Raw genomic sequence first — 14236 nt, 5'->3', positions numbered from 1 at the left:
CACTGGATCCCAGCTTCCGCTGGGATGACGAGCAGGTCACGCCTTCTCCAGCTTGCTGTGATGCATGCCATAGAAAAAATAAACAGCCAGACCAATGGTCACCCAAATCAGGAACACCTCCCAGGTAACCAACGGCAACTCCGCCAACAACCAAATCGAAAACGCGATCCCCACCACCGGCACCACCGGCACCCACGGCGTCCGAAACGACCGATGCAAATCCGGCTTCCGCTTCCGCAAAATCAACACAGAAGAACAAATCACAATAAACGCCGACAGCACGCCAATATTGACTAACTTGGCGACCTCCTCAATCGGCAGCAGCCCCGCCACCAAGGCGGTGAACACACCGAGCACCACCGTCGGCCGATGCGGCGTCCCATACCGCGGATGCGGCTTCGCAAACCACCCCGGCAGCAAGCCATCGCGAGCCAGCGCAAACCAGATCCGCGTCGCCCCCAGCATGAAGGCGAACAGCACGCTGATCAGGCCGAACACCGCCGACACCGACACCGTCAACGCCACCCAATGCAGCCCCAGCCCCTTGAACGCATCCGCCACCGGCGCATCCGTCTTCAAAGTGGTGTAGTGCGCGATGCCGGTCAGCACCATCGATACCGCCAGGTACATGGTCATCGAGATACCCAGCGACAGCAGCACCGCGCGCGGCAGGTCGCGCTGCGGGTTCTTCGATTCCTCCGCCGCGGTGGTCAGCGTGTCGTAACCGAACACCGCGAAGAACACCACCGCCGCCGCGGTCGCCACGCCCTGGAAACCGAAATGGCCGACGCCATCGGGGCCGACGATACGCTGCGGAATAAACGGCACCCAGTTCTCCGGCTTCACGTAGAAGGCGCCGATACCGATCACCAGCGCCACTGCCGCGACCTTGATCGCCACCACCAGGGTGTTGAAGCGCGCGCCCCATTCGGTGCGGAAGATCAGCAGCGCCGACACGCCCAGCGTCACCAGCGCCGCCACCACGTTGAACACATGGCCTTCGCCGGTGCCGATGGCGCCCTTGGCCCATACCGGCAAGTCCACGCCGACACTGGCCAGCGCCGATTGCACGTAGCCGGACCAGCCGATCGCCACCACCGCGACGATGAGCGCGTACTCCAGCAGCAGGTCCCAGCCGATCAGCCAGGCAGCCAGCTCGCCCAGCACCGCATAGCCATAGGTGTAGGCGCTGCCGGTGACGGGGATCAGGCCGGCGAATTCCGCGTAGCACAGCGCCGCCGCGGCGCTGGCGATGCCGGCGATCAGGAAGGAGATCGCCACCGCGGGGCCGGCGTTGAGCGCGGCCTGCTGGCCGGCCAGCACGAACACGCCGACGCCGATGATGCCGCCGATGCCGATCGCGGTGAGCTGCCACAGCCCGAGCACGCGGCGGAAGTCGCCGCGCTTGCCGACGTCCGCCTGCAACTGCTCGACCGACTTGTGGCGGATTAGCTTGCTGACCACGCTCATCGCTGGATATCCCACGCAAAGGAAGCGGCGATGATAGCGAATGCCCCCTGCCCCGCCATGCTGCGGGTGCGCGCGGTCAGGCGGGCTGGCGCGTACGCAGGCGGATGGTGGCGAGCGTGGCGGCGCTGCCCAGGCACAGCGCCACGATGGCCGGCGCCAGCGCCGGCGGTGCGGCGGCGGCGCCGAACCAGCCGCCGGTGATCACCGCGGCCAGCGCCGTCGCGGCCAGCCGCGCCGCTTCCAGCCAGCTGCCGGCGCGCCGGCCTTCCAGCAGCACGCCCAGCGCGGTGAGGCTGAAGAGCAGGAAGGCCGCATAGGCCAGCAGCGCGGAGGCCGGCATGCGCTTGGCCATGTCCAGGAACCACACGCCCATCAGCAGCAGCAGCGCGAACTGCGCGATCCCGTAGGCGGTGAGGCTGCGCGGCAAGGCGGGCGCATAGCGCGGGCGGGCCATGTCGAAGGCCGGCTTGGGAAACCGCTCGGCGACGTCGGCCGGCCGCCAGCCCGGGGGCTTGAGCCACACCAGCAGCTTGTCGCGCCAGCGCCGCGCATGCCAGGCGTCCTTGGCCGTGGCCCAGTACACCTCGGCATTCGCCCACAGCGGATTCCAGCTGCGCAGCGGCGCGCGCGTGCCGTACACCGGCGGGTCGGTGTCGTCTTCCTCGATAAAGGTGCCGAACAGGCGGTCCCACAGAATCAGGATGCCGCCGTAGTTGCGGTCGAGGTAGCGCTCGTTCACCGCGTGGTGCGCGCGATGGTTCGATGGCGAGCAGAACACGCGGTCGAACCAGCCCAGCCGCCCCACCAGCTCGGTGTGCACCCAGAACTGGTACAGCAGGTCGATCAGCGCCACCACCGCGAACACTTCCAGCGGATAGCCCAGCAGCGCCATCGGCAGATAGAACAGCCAGCCCAGCAGCACGCCGCTGCCGGTCTGGCGCAGCGCGGTGCTGAGGTTGTAGTCCTCGCTCTGGTGATGCACCACGTGCGCGGCCCACAGGATGTTCACCTCGTGCCCCGCGCGGTGCAGCCAGTAATAGAGGAAGTCGTACAGCAGCAGGCCGCTCACCCACACCCACCAGCGGTCGGCCGGCAGCGCCCAGGGCGCCAGGTGCGCGGCGCACCAGGCATAGATGCCAAGGGCGAGCAGCTTGGAAAACACCGCGACGATCTGCGAGATCACGCCCAGCGACAGGCTGTTGACCGCATCGCTGGCGTGGTACACGCGCCGGCCGCGCCACTTCGCCACCAGCAGCTCCAGCGCGATCAGCGCGAAGAAGGCGGGCGTGGCCCAGCCGATGATGACCTCTTGGGTATTCACGCCAGCGCCGCGTCCTCCGGGGACGCACGCATCACCGAACGCGCCAGCAGCCACAGCGCACCGAAGTAGCTGCCGAGTATCCACAGCGCCGCCAGCGGCAGGCTGATGCGGAAGCGGTTCCAGGCCAGCAAGGTGTCGCTGAGCATGAACAGGATCGAGCCCGCGCCGGCCAGCCAGGCCGGGTTCGCCAAGGCATCGCGGGTCAGCGCGTGGTACCAGGCGCGGCCCACCGCCTGTCCGCCCATCAGGGCCAGCACCAGGGTGTAGATCACGATCGGCAGGTGCAGCTCCACCGGCAGGGTGGGCCACAACGACCACATGCACAGCGCCGCATAGCCCAGGCAGATCAGTAGCGCGATGGGCCGTGCGCCCAGGCGCGCATCGCCGGTCAGCGCCACCAGAAAGCACAGATGCGCGAACAGGAAGGCCACCAGGCCTTCCACGAACAGATCCTGCGGCAGCATCAATAAGACGTCGCCAACCAGCGCCAGGCCCAGGCCGCCGAGCACCCAGGCGCGGTAGCGCGCTGAGATCGGCTCGCGCACGCGCCAGGCCAGGGCGAACACCAGCCCGGTCGCCAGCGGCTTGCAGGCCCAGTGCAGCCACATCCACTGGCTGCCGTCCTCGGTGTCGGCCAGCATCGCGCCGGCAATAGCGCCCAGCGCCGACAACAGGACGCCAAGGGCCATCCAGCGGGGAACGGCTTGGATCGGAACAGCAGAAGAAATGGCGGCCATGCGGGCGGATCGGGCGGAGATACGCCGGCGATCATAAGTGGGGCGAGGCTTTCCCGGAATCGCCACTTTATTTTTCCCGGGTGCAGGTCGCGTTTGGGGGCTGGCGATTAGCCCCTCTCCCCCCGGGAGAGGGGTTGGGGTGAGGGTACGAGCGGAGCGTAACGCTGCGCTCCGCCCGTACCCTCATCCGGCTGCCGCCACCTTCTCCCGGAGGGAGAAGGATTCGGACTTGGAGAACTCGAAGCTTAGAAGCGCAAGGTTGCCGTAAGCATCGCCGCGCGCGGCGCGCCCACCTGCATGGTGGCGAACTGGCCCTGCGGGTCGCTGGCCACGAAGCCGTTGGTGCCGATCGAGCCGAAGTACTTCTTGTCGGCCAGGTTGGTCACGTTGAGCGCCAGCTTCAGGTCCTGCACCACGCCGAGCTTGCCCACGTCGTAGGCGGCCGAAGCGTTGAACAGCCAGTACGAGGGCACTGCACCGTCATTGATATAGGTGTAGTAGCGCTTGCCGGTGTAGTTGGCCGACGCGCGCAGGTCCCACGGACCGGACACCCAGGCCAGCTCGGTGAAGAACAGCTGCTTGGGGCTGTCCACCACGGTCTTGTCCTTGGTCGGCACCACCACGCCGCCGTCGACGTAGTTGTCGTCGTAGCGCGAGCGGTTGTAGGACAGCGAGTTGCGCCAGCGCAGTTCCTGCGTGAGCTTGAAGTTCAATGCCAGTTCCGCGCCGCGGCTGGTCACCGAGCCAACGTTGGCATAGGCGCTGGGGCAGCCCACGATGCCGCTGCAACGCGAGATCGCCAGCAGGCGGTTGTCGAACTTCACGTCGTACAGCGCGAACGAAGCTTCGTAGAAGTCGGACACCGCGCGCAGGCCGCCTTCGAAGGTGCGCGACTGTTCCGGCTTGAGCGAGCGGCCGAAGGTGTCGAACGCCACCTGGGTGGTGGCCAGCGGGCCGGAGATGCCGGCCTGGAACGCGGCGATGTTCTTGGAGTACGAACCGAACAGCTCGTAGCCGCCGCCCAGCTGGTAGGCCGCGCCGACCTGCGGCAGGAAGTTCTTCTTGGCCACCAGGTCGCCGCTGGCATAAGCGGTGCGCGTGCCCGGCAGGTTGGTCGCTTCCACTTCGGTGCGCGGCGCCTTGAAGCCCACGTCCACGCTCAGGCGGTCGTCCAGGAAATGCATGCTGTCCTGCACGTAGAACTGGCGCGTAGTGGTTTCGTAGTGCTGGTAGAACAGGCGCAGGTTCGGGTTCTCGAGGAACTTGCGGTCATCCACCGGGCCGGTGATGAAGTAATAGTTGCGCTGCACGTTGTGATTGCTGTCCTCGTACCACACGCCCGCTTCCAGGTGATGCGCGCCGAACTCCCAGGTCAGTGCCGCGGTGCCGCCGGCGCGGTCGATGCCGTACTCGGTGGTGCGGATCGAGATCGGGGTTTCCTGCGCGGTGCCCGGGAAGGACGCCTGGTACGGCGTGAACCAGTGGCCCTGGCCGCGATCGTAGTGGTAGTAGCCGGTGGTCTTCAGGCGCACGCCCTCGGCCAGCGCGAAGTCGCCGAACAGGCTGGCAATGCGGTCCTTGCGCACGCCGCGGCCGGCGTAATAGGCGTCGTCGGCATTGGTCACGCCGCCGGTGTAGATGCCCTTGGCCGCGTTCACCGCGCGGTTCCAGTCCGGCGCGTAGTTGTCCCAGTTCCAGCCCAGGCGATGCAGCATGTCCAGCGAGAGATCCTGGTAATCGGTCTCGTCGCGGTCGGAGGTGGTCACCAGCGCGCCGATGCGGCTGTCGCCGAAATCGTAGGTGGCTTTGCTGTTGAACTGCATCTGCTCCTGGTCGCCGTCGCCCTTCCACTTGTTGACGTCGGAATAGGCGCCGGAGATGTACATGGCGAAGCCGTCGACATTGCCCGTGTCCAGGCGCACGAAGGTGCGGCGCGCCGCATCCGTGCCGAAGCCCTGCGAGAACTGCACGCCGTACTTGGGCAGCGGGTCGGACGAGTAGAACTGCACCGTGCCGCCGAGGTCGCTGGTCGACGCCGTGCCGAGCGCGCCGATGCCTTCGGCAAGTTCCGCGCTGCCGAGGTTCTCGGCGATCAGCGCGCGGCTGATGTGCAGGCCGTTGTTGTTGCCGTAGCTCATGTCGCCGAGCGGGATGCCGTCCAGCGTGAAGCCCAGGCGGTTTTGGTTGAAGCCGCGCAGGCTGAAGCGGGTCGACCACTCGTAGTTGCCGAACGGATCGGACGACTCGAAATGCACGCCCGGCTTGCCGGCCAGCACTTTCAGCGCGCTGGTGCCCGGCGGCAGGATCTTCACGTCTTCCACGGTGATGCGCTGCACCTGGCGCACTTCGCCCTGGCCGATCGCGGAGACCGACTCCAGCGTCTTGGCCTTGTCGGCGGCGGCATCGGCCGGCGCGGCGGGCGTGGTGTCGTTGTCGCCGGGAGCTGCGGCGGCCGTGCCGTGCAGCGCCGCGAACAGCGCGAGCGCGAGGCCGGTAAGGCGGATGGAACCCTTGCGGACTGACATGCGTACGTTTCCTTTGCGCAGCCGTTCCCCTCGCGGGAAGCCACGTCGACAGGTGGAACAGGTGAATGGGAAAAAAGAACGGCTGCCCCTTCGGCGGACGCATCACCCCTTTGCGTCCTGAAGCTGCCCTGCAAGGACGACATGACGCGACCGCCAGCAGCCGTTGGTGTGCAAGCTTGCTGGGGATTTGTGAAATCGGATTTACATCCGCATGTCAGTGGACGCGGATGTGCGTTGGCGCAAGATTGGCGTCAGTTACGCGGGAATTACGCAGGAATTCGCGGCCGCAGAGCGGAGGGCGTAGGTTGGGGTGAGCCGCAGGCGAACCCCAACGATGCGATGCATTTGAACGTGGTGATGTTGGGGTTCGCCTGCGGCTCACCCCAACCTACGCGGGCATGGCGTTACGGCGAGAACAGCACCTTGCCCTGCGCCGCCGGCAACGCCACGCCCAGCGACTTCGCCAGCGTCGGCGCGATATCGCGCATATCGATCGCACCGAGGTTCTTGCCCACCGGCACGCCCTTCCCTTCCACCAGGAACGTCGAGCGCATCATCGGCCAGGCCGGGTCGTAGCCATGCATGCCGCGGTAATGGCTGGGCGCCGGCAGCGGCACGTCCGGCTTGATCGCCATCTCGTAGCCGGCCTTGAACAGCACGAACCACGAGGCCTGCGCCGTGCCGCCGCGTTCCACCGTCTGCGCATGATCGAGCACGCGCTCGATGCCGTACGCCGGATTACCCTGCAGCTGCGCGAGCAGGCCCTGCACCTTCGCCACCGTCGCCGCGTCGCCCGGCTCCTTCAGCACGATCGCCGCGCTGCCGCCGTCGTTCCACGGCATCGCCTGCCAGTCGGCCACGGCGCCGTCCTTCAAGGTGATCAGGCCGGCCTGGATAAAGGGCGCATAGAGATTGACGTCCTGCTGCACCGGCGCGAAGCCGTGATCGGACACCACCGCGATCACGCCATCCGGATGCACGCGGCGCGCCGCCGCCACCATCTCGCCGACCAGGCTGTCGATGCGCTCCAGCGTGCGCTTCGACTCCGGCGTATCGGGGCCGCTGTGGTGCTGCTCGTGATCGAGCGAAGCCAGGTACGCCGTCATGAAAGCGGGCTGGCGCTCTTCCAGCAGCTTCACCGCGAAGCGCGTGCGGTTCTCGTCGCCGGCCAGGGTCTCGTCGATGCCGTCGGCGTAAGGGCCGAGTTCTTTCTCCAGCGCCGGCAGCAGGCCGGGCGTGGCCAGCGCGGCGAGCAGCTTGCGGTCGTCCGGCAGGCCGGTGCGCCAGATCTGCGGCAGGTTCCAGTCCACCTGCGCGCCCACGCTCACCGGCCAGTGCACATTGGCGGTGCTCAGGCCCGCGGCATGCGCGGCGTCCCACAGCGTGGGCACGCGGATATCGCTGGCGTACCAGGCCCAGCCCTGCTGGTTCTTGTTGGTGGGGTCGAAGGTGAGGTTGCCGGCGATGCCGTGCTTATCCGGCGACACGCCGGTCAGCAAGGTGGTGTGGCTCGGATAGGTCAGCGTCGGCAGCACGCCGCGCACGTCGGTGGCGTAGCTGCCTTCGGTCATGAAGCGCTGCAGGTTGGGCAGCTTCAGGCCGTGCTGCGCGGCCTGCAGCACGTCGGCCGGGCGCAGGCCGTCGATCGAGATCAGCAGCACCGGTACCGCATGTACCGGTGCGAGAAAGGCCAGGCCGAGCAGGCCGGCCGCGAAGCCACGTTGCAGACGCATGGAGTCACCGCGCAAGGAATGAACGGGCGAGTGAACCCGTCCGCGGTGACAGCGTGATGGCAGCTCAGCGACCGTCCACCGCTTTGCGGCCCAGTGCCGGGTCGTCGGTAAAGAAGGCATCGACGCCGGCATCCAGATAAGCGCGGATTTCCGCGATGGAACCGGCCTCGTTGAAGGTCTTCGGATCGCTGCCCTGCCAGAAGTTCTTCGCCTGGAAATGGTTCTCCGGGCGGAACGTATACGGGTGCAGCTCCAGCTTCGCCGCATGCGCGTCGTGCGCCAGCGCGGTGGGCTGGCCCAGCGTGCCGTCCTTGTTGAGCGGGATGATGGCGCGGATGTTCGGGCCGATCGCGTCGGCATAGCCGGCGATCTCGCGCAGCCCGGCCGGCTTCATCATGTCGGCATAGGTGAGCTTGCCGCCCGCCGCCGCCACGTCGTATGGCTGCTCCTTCGGATCGTCCAGCAGCTGCAGCAGGCGCACGTTCGGATGGCTCTTGCCCAGCTTGCCGCGCAGGTAGCGCAGGTTGGCGATCTCGAAGGACTGGATCTCCACCGGCGCGGTACGCGTATAGCTATGCGCATCGAGGATGGCCAGCACGCGGTCTTCCATCGGCAGGCCGGCTTTCTGGAAATACGTGCCGTGCTTGATCTCGGGGATCAGCCCCACCACGCGCCCTTGCGCGGCGGATTCGGCGGCGACGAAATCGATGATTTCGTCCAGGGTGGGAATCTGGAACTGCCCGTCGTACTTGGTGCCGCGGAATTCCGGCAGGCGCTCGCGCGCGCGCAGGGTTTTCAGTTCCGCCAGGGTGAAGTCTTCGGTGAACCAGCCGGTGACAGGGTGGCCGTCGATGGTCTTGGTGGTCTTGCGCCCGGCGAACTCCGGATGCGCCGCCACGTCGGTGGTGCCGCCGATCTCGTTCTCGTGGCGCGCCACCGGCACGCCGTCCTTGGTCATCACCAGGTCCGGCTCGACGAAGTCGGCGCCGTCGGCGATCGCCTTGGCGTACGAGGCCAGGGTGTGCTCCGGCCTCAAAGCGCTGGCGCCGCGATGGCCCAGCACCAGCGGCTTGGCCGCCAGGGGACGTTCGTTGGCATCGACCGGATGCGACATGAGCAGGGCCAGCAGGGTGACGGCCATGCAGCTTAGCGTTTTCATCGGCGTGTTCCTCAAGGCACCTGCGCAGCATACGGGTTGGGGATGGCGGGCCCGTACACGGCCCGCCATCCCGCCCGCCCCTTAATTTCTTAGAACTTCACGTCGAGCGTCAGGAAGCTCTGCCGCGGCGCACTGGCGTGGAACGCCAGCTGGCGGCCGTTCGGATCGGTGTTGGCGAAGGCCGTCAGGTTCGATGCATAACGCTTGTCGGTGAGGTTGCTCACGTTGAGCGACAGCCGCACGTCCTGCGCAAACCACGCCGCGCCGAAGTCGTAGCCGGCGCCGAAATCGAACGAGGTATAGCCGCCGAAGCCCTGGTCGTTGGTGTAGGTGTAGTAGCGCGAACCGGTGTACTTGCCGCGCAGGCTCAGGTTCCAGGGGCCGTAGGTCCAGGCGATCTCGCTGGCGAACATGCGCTTGGGCGTATCCACCGTGATCTTGCCCTTGGTCGGCACCACCGCGCCGTTCTGCACGTAGTTGTCGTCATACGTGGAACGGTTGAACGAGGCCGAGTTGTACCACTGGAAATGCTCGAACGGCTTCCAGATAAAGGTGAACTCCGCGCCGCGGCTGCTCACCGAACCCACGTTGTAGAAGCGCGTGGTGCACGCCGCCGTGGTGCCCTGCTGGATGCTCGGGCAGGGGTTGAGCGAGAGCAGGCGGTTGTCGAACTTCACGTCGTACACCGCCGCCGAGGCCTCGAACTCGCGCTGCACGATGCGGTAGCCGCCTTCGATGGTGCGCGACTGCTCGGGCTTGAGGTTGCCGCGGGTGGCGTCGAACGAGGCCTGCGTCACCAGCAGCGGGCCGCTGGCGCCGCCGCCCTGGAACGCGGCGATGTTCTTGGCGTAGGACAGGAACAGCTCCTGGCCGGCATCGAGCTTGTAGCCCAGGCCCACCTGCGGCAGCAGGTTCTTCTCGGCCTTCAGCGTGCCGTTGGCCACCGGTGCCTCGTAGTTGCCCGGCGCCTGGCGCGCGGTCATGGTCACGTGCGGGCTCTTCACGCCGATGTCCACGCTGAGGCGGTCGTCCAGCAGCTTGAAGCTGTCCTGCAGATAGGCCTGGCGCGTGGTGATGGTGTAGGCCTGGTTGAACAGGCGGCGGTCCGGATCGCTCAGATAGGTGTCGTCGCTGATCGGGCTGCTGAGCGTGTACGGGATGTAATAGAAGTTGCGCTCGACGTTGTGGTGGTTCTGCTCGTACCACACGCCGCCTTCCAGGTGATGGCTGCCCAGGTCCCAGCCCAGCGACGCCAGCACGCCGTTGCGGTTGATCTTGTAGTTGGTGCTGCGGATCGAGATCGGCAGCTCCTGCGCGGTGCCCGGGTTGGACTTCTGGCCCGGCGACCACCAGTGGCCCTGGCCGGCGTTCTCGTGGTGGTAGACCTGCGCGTGCACGGTCACCGCGTCGCTGGGATAGAAGTCGCCGGCGAGGTAGTACAGGTCGTCGCGGCGCAGCGCGCGGCTCTGGTAGTAGGCGTCGTCGATATTGTCCACGCCGCCGGAATAGCCGCAGCGCGCGTCCTTCGCACCCTTCACCGTGTAAGCCGGCGCGCAGTACGCCGCGGCCAGCGCGCGCTTCCAGTCCGGCGCGTACAGGTTCCAGTCCCAGCCCAGGCCGCGCGCCATGCCGCTCTTGGACAGATACGCATAGTCGGCCTGCGAGGTGCGCGAGGTGTCGGCGAAGGCGGTGATGCGGCCGCCGTCGAACTGGTACACCGCCTTGGCGTTGAACTGCTTGGTGGTGGTCGGCGATTCCGGCGGCGCCCACATGTCGGCGGTGGCGCGCACGCCCGACAGGTACATGGAGAAGCCGTGGAAGTCGCCCGTATCCAGGCGCAGATAGGTGCGGCGATTCTGGTCGCTGCCGAAGGTCTGCGCGAAGCGGCCGCCGAAGGTCGGCAGCGGATCGGCGGAGAAATACTGGATGGCGCCGCCCAGGTTGCTGGTCGAGGCGATGCCTAAGCTGCCGATGCCCTGCGCCAGCTCGGCGCCGGCGGCGTTCTCGGCGATCAGCGCGCGGCTGATGTTCAGGCCGTTGTAGTTGCCGTAGGCGTTGTCGCCCAGCGGCAGGCCGTCCAGCGTGTAGCCCAGGCGCTGGCCGTTGAAGCCGCGCAGGCTGATGGTCTGCGATTCCTCGTTGGCGCCGAAGGCGTCGTTGGACTGCACGTTCACGCCCGGCATCCGGTTGAGGATCTTCTGCAGGCTGGTGCCCGCGGGCAGCACGGCGACGTCCTTGGTGGTCACGCGCTGCACCTGGCGGGTTTCACCCTGGCCGATCACCGAGACGCCTTCCAGATTCTTGGCCGCGTCGGGCTTGGCGGTGGCGTCAGCGGTCGGCAGGTCCTCGGCCATGGCGCCGTGGGACAAAGCGGCGAGCGCGACGGCGGTGGCCATCGCCAGCAGGTTCTTCTTCATGAGATGCAGAGCTCCAGGAGATCGGGGCGCCGCGCGTGGGGACGCGGACGTTCAAATATCGTGAAGCGGGCAGATGTCGGTTCTTTGACGATGGGATGACGGGCGCGGGCGCCCGGTCACAAAGCGGGCCGCCCCTCGACCTGGCGCAGATACTCCGTGGGGCTGGCGCCGATGATCCGGTGGAACATGCTGCAGAACGCACTGCAGCTGGCATAGCCGGCCTCGCGCGCCACCGTCTTGATCGGACGGCCCAGGCTCATCTGGCTGATCGCCCGCGCCAGCCGCACGTGCTGGCGCCAGCGCACGAAGGACATGCGCAATTCGCTTTCGAACAGGCGCGCCAGCGTGCGGCTGCTGGCGCCGACGCGCGCCGCGAGCTGTTCGAGCGTATCGGGCCGCGTGGCATCGTCGAGCAGGCGCTGGCAGGCCTTCTTCAGGCGCGGGTCCGCGGGCACCGGGATGCGGAACGGCGCTTCGTCCGCCTTCAGCAGCGCATGCAGCAGCAACGGCATGGCCAGCTGCAAGGTGGACGCATCGCGTTCGCCATGCGCCTGCACCGCGGCCAGGACCAGCTCGCGCAGCAGCGGCGACACCGCCAGCACGCGGCAATGCGTGCCGAACGGCGCGCTGGTGGCGCGGTCGAGATAGAGCATGCGCACCGCCACGCGCCCTTCCATCAGGATCTCGTGCGGCATACCGATCGGTATCCACAGCGCACGCTGCGGCGGCACGATCCAGATGCCTTCGCGCGTGGTCACCTGCATCACGCCGCTGGCGGCGTAGATCAGCTGGCCGCGACGATGCTGGTGCCTGGGCACGTGGCAGCCGCGCGGGTAGTCCTTGGCCAGCGCGGTCATCGGCCACGCGGCGGCGCGCTTCGCTGGCTGTCTGATTCGCGACACAGGATGGCTGCCGTTCGATGGATGGACAGGGCTAGCTTAAGTCTGTGCCCGCGGCACCCCACGCCGCAACGGCTTTTCCCCACCACCGGCCACGCTTATGCCAACCCATTCCCCTTCCCGGCGCAGCCTGCTGAAAGCCGGCCTTGCCGCCGCCGGCGCGCTTGCGCTCGGCCCCTTCGATGCCTTGGCATCGCCACGCGAACGCCCGGCCCTGGTCGTGCTGTGGTTGAACGGTGGGCCCGCTGGCTTGTTCAACAGTGCCGACGCGTTTCTTGCCAACGGCGCGTTTGGCGTGACATCCGGCAATGTCCGCGCGCTGGGCCATGGCTTGTATGTCGATGCCGCTTCGCTGGGCGCGCTGCCGCCGGTCGCGCTGGCGCATATGGCAGCCGTGCCGTTCAAGCATGGGTTGTACAGCCACAACGATGCGCGCGTGGCGATGCTGCAAGCGGGGCCGCGCAGCCAGCTGCTGCGGATGGCTGCGGCCTTGCCGGTCAGCCCTCTGCCCTGCGCGATCGTCAATCGGCTCGGTCTTCCTGTGGGTGTTGCGTCCGATCCGCCGGCGGAGCGCGGCATCGCGTGGCGGCACGTCGGCAACTTTGCGGATGCGGGGCTTGCTGCTGCCGAACGCGAAGATATTCGCCATGCGTATGGCGTGAGTCAGGGACGTTCGGCGGTGGAGGATCTGCCCGGCACCTTCGCGGCCGTCGAAGCGCTGATCCGTGCCGATACCCGCGTGGTCTTCGCGCAGATCGCTTTCACCGGCCGTGAGGACAGGCAGTTCGATACGCATCACGACGACAGCGGCAAGCTTGCGCGGCAGATCATGGCGCCGATCACACCCGGCCTTTCGGTGTTCCTGCAGCGCATGCTCACCTTGCGCGGCCGCAATGTGGTGACGCTGCTGACGGGCGAGTTCAGCCGCACGCTGCCCGGTGCCGATCATGCGAAGGGCGGGACGGCGACGGTGATTGGGAAATATCTGAGAACAGGTTCCGCGGGACGGCAATTGCCGGATGGTTCGCCGTCAGAAAATTCTGCTGCGCCAGAGGCGCTATGGGCGTTTCTCGCTGCTGCCTTGCGCGTGGATGGCGCCGCACCTTTCGGCAGCCATCCACATTCGCAACTGCTGATTTGAATTTTTCAGATTTCGACTAAAGACAAGGCGAGGTTGCCTTGCTAGTTTTGCAGGTGTTGTCCGCGGAGTGATTTCAAGCGCGTCGCGGACAACCATGGCAGCAATGTCGTGAGAGCGCGGGCCAAGGGTGGTAGGACACCCCTGACCCGCTAACCATCACCAACTTCTAGGGAGTCGATCATGGCTAGGCCAGATCATACGTCACTCGCACGCTCGCCGATCCCCAGGGCGACACCTCCACCGAGCATCCAGGTCGTCCGCATACGTCGCGGGCACGGTTGAAGAACCGCGGACTTAAGAGTTTTCGCAGGTAATGATTCCTAGCCGTGCAACCCGGCGCGTTGCTTCGTGCAACGGCGAAAGCGACTGAAGCCGCAACCTACTTCATCAATCAAGCCGCCCGGCGCCTGTGTCCCAGGTGACCGGTAAGCCTCGAGTCCGTATGGTCGCGGCACGCCGTGCTGTCCGGCGGCGTGCCGTTCTCGGAACGAGGGCGGCGCATGGCAAGGAGTTGCTTATGGATATCTATGGCGAAGCGTGGATGACGCGCCACGTGGAGTATTTTTCCGATCCGGAGGCGGGGCCGGATGCGTTGTTGAACGATGCGACCGAGTGGCTGCATTACGCGCATAACGCGATTCGGTGGCTCTCTGAATTGGGCGACGAACGCGGCAGCGTGAATACACAGCGCCTACCGGTCATGCTGGAAAGCATCGCGGCGTTTATCGAAATGGGAACGCGCTGCGCGACGCAGGCGCATTTGCGGATGCAGTGGTTGCAGGTACGCGCCGAGGAACACGCGACCATCGACGATGACCGCGACGCTTCCTAGAA

At 66.7% G+C, this 14236-nt stretch carries 10 protein-coding genes; 2 read left to right on the top strand and 8 right to left on the bottom strand.

Annotated elements, in window-relative coordinates:
• Positions 1-36 precede the first annotated feature (36 nt).
• The 8 genes from KK141_RS13365 to KK141_RS13330 all read right to left on the bottom strand — a co-directional run bounded on the left by KK141_RS13365 (position 37) and on the right by KK141_RS13330 (position 12264).
• Positions 37-1470 (bottom strand): amino acid permease, encoded by a 1434-nt coding sequence (locus tag KK141_RS13365; RefSeq protein ID WP_214570038.1) that lies wholly within the window; start codon positions 1468-1470, stop codon positions 37-39.
• Positions 1471-1546: 76 nt separating this feature from the next.
• Entirely contained in the window at positions 1547-2791 is a 1245-nt protein-coding gene (locus KK141_RS13360) for a sterol desaturase family protein (protein WP_214570039.1), read from the bottom strand.
• Positions 2788-3480, bottom strand: a complete 693-nt coding sequence (locus KK141_RS13355) for a lysoplasmalogenase (protein WP_250901745.1) — start codon at positions 3478-3480, stop codon at positions 2788-2790. Before KK141_RS13355 ends, KK141_RS13360 begins: the two co-directional genes overlap by 4 nt.
• A 293-nt stretch (positions 3481-3773) precedes the next feature.
• Positions 3774-6053 carry a TonB-dependent receptor gene (locus KK141_RS13350; RefSeq protein WP_214570041.1) on the bottom strand — a complete coding sequence of 760 codons (2280 nt, stop codon included), beginning with the start codon at positions 6051-6053 and terminating at the stop codon, positions 3774-3776.
• 404 nt (positions 6054-6457) lie between these two features.
• Positions 6458-7786, bottom strand: a complete 1329-nt coding sequence (locus tag KK141_RS13345; RefSeq protein ID WP_214570042.1) for an ectonucleotide pyrophosphatase/phosphodiesterase — start codon at positions 7784-7786, stop codon at positions 6458-6460.
• A 64-nt stretch (positions 7787-7850) separates the two neighbouring features.
• On the bottom strand, positions 7851-8900 hold the full coding sequence (locus KK141_RS13340; protein ID WP_250901763.1) for a glycerophosphodiester phosphodiesterase: 1050 nt from the start codon (positions 8898-8900) through the stop codon (positions 7851-7853).
• A 134-nt stretch (positions 8901-9034) separates the two neighbouring features.
• Positions 9035-11299 (bottom strand): TonB-dependent receptor, encoded by a 2265-nt coding sequence (locus tag KK141_RS13335; RefSeq protein ID WP_250901762.1) that lies wholly within the window; start codon positions 11297-11299, stop codon positions 9035-9037.
• A gap of 179 nt (positions 11300-11478) precedes the next feature.
• On the bottom strand, positions 11479-12264 hold the full coding sequence (locus tag KK141_RS13330; protein ID WP_214570044.1) for a helix-turn-helix transcriptional regulator: 786 nt from the start codon (positions 12262-12264) through the stop codon (positions 11479-11481).
• Positions 12265-12361: 97 nt separating this feature from the next.
• Between KK141_RS13330 and KK141_RS13325 the strand changes: the two genes are divergently transcribed.
• Both KK141_RS13325 and KK141_RS13320 read left to right on the top strand, forming a co-directional pair.
• Positions 12362-13402: a DUF1501 domain-containing protein gene (locus tag KK141_RS13325; protein ID WP_214570045.1), complete on the top strand. Its 1041-nt coding sequence runs from the start codon at positions 12362-12364 to the stop codon at positions 13400-13402.
• A gap of 517 nt (positions 13403-13919) precedes the next feature.
• A complete protein-coding gene (locus KK141_RS13320; RefSeq protein WP_214570046.1) occupies positions 13920-14234 on the top strand; it encodes a hypothetical protein in 315 nt (104 codons plus the stop codon).
• Positions 14235-14236: the final 2 nt, after the last annotated feature.

It is taken from the genome of Dyella sp. LX-66, from assembly GCF_018599165.1.
GTDB classification, from domain to species: domain Bacteria; phylum Pseudomonadota; class Gammaproteobacteria; order Xanthomonadales; family Rhodanobacteraceae; genus Dyella_D; species Dyella_D marensis.
Note: the sequence above shows the minus strand (reverse complement) of the source record. Positions and strands in the feature narration are given on the sequence as shown.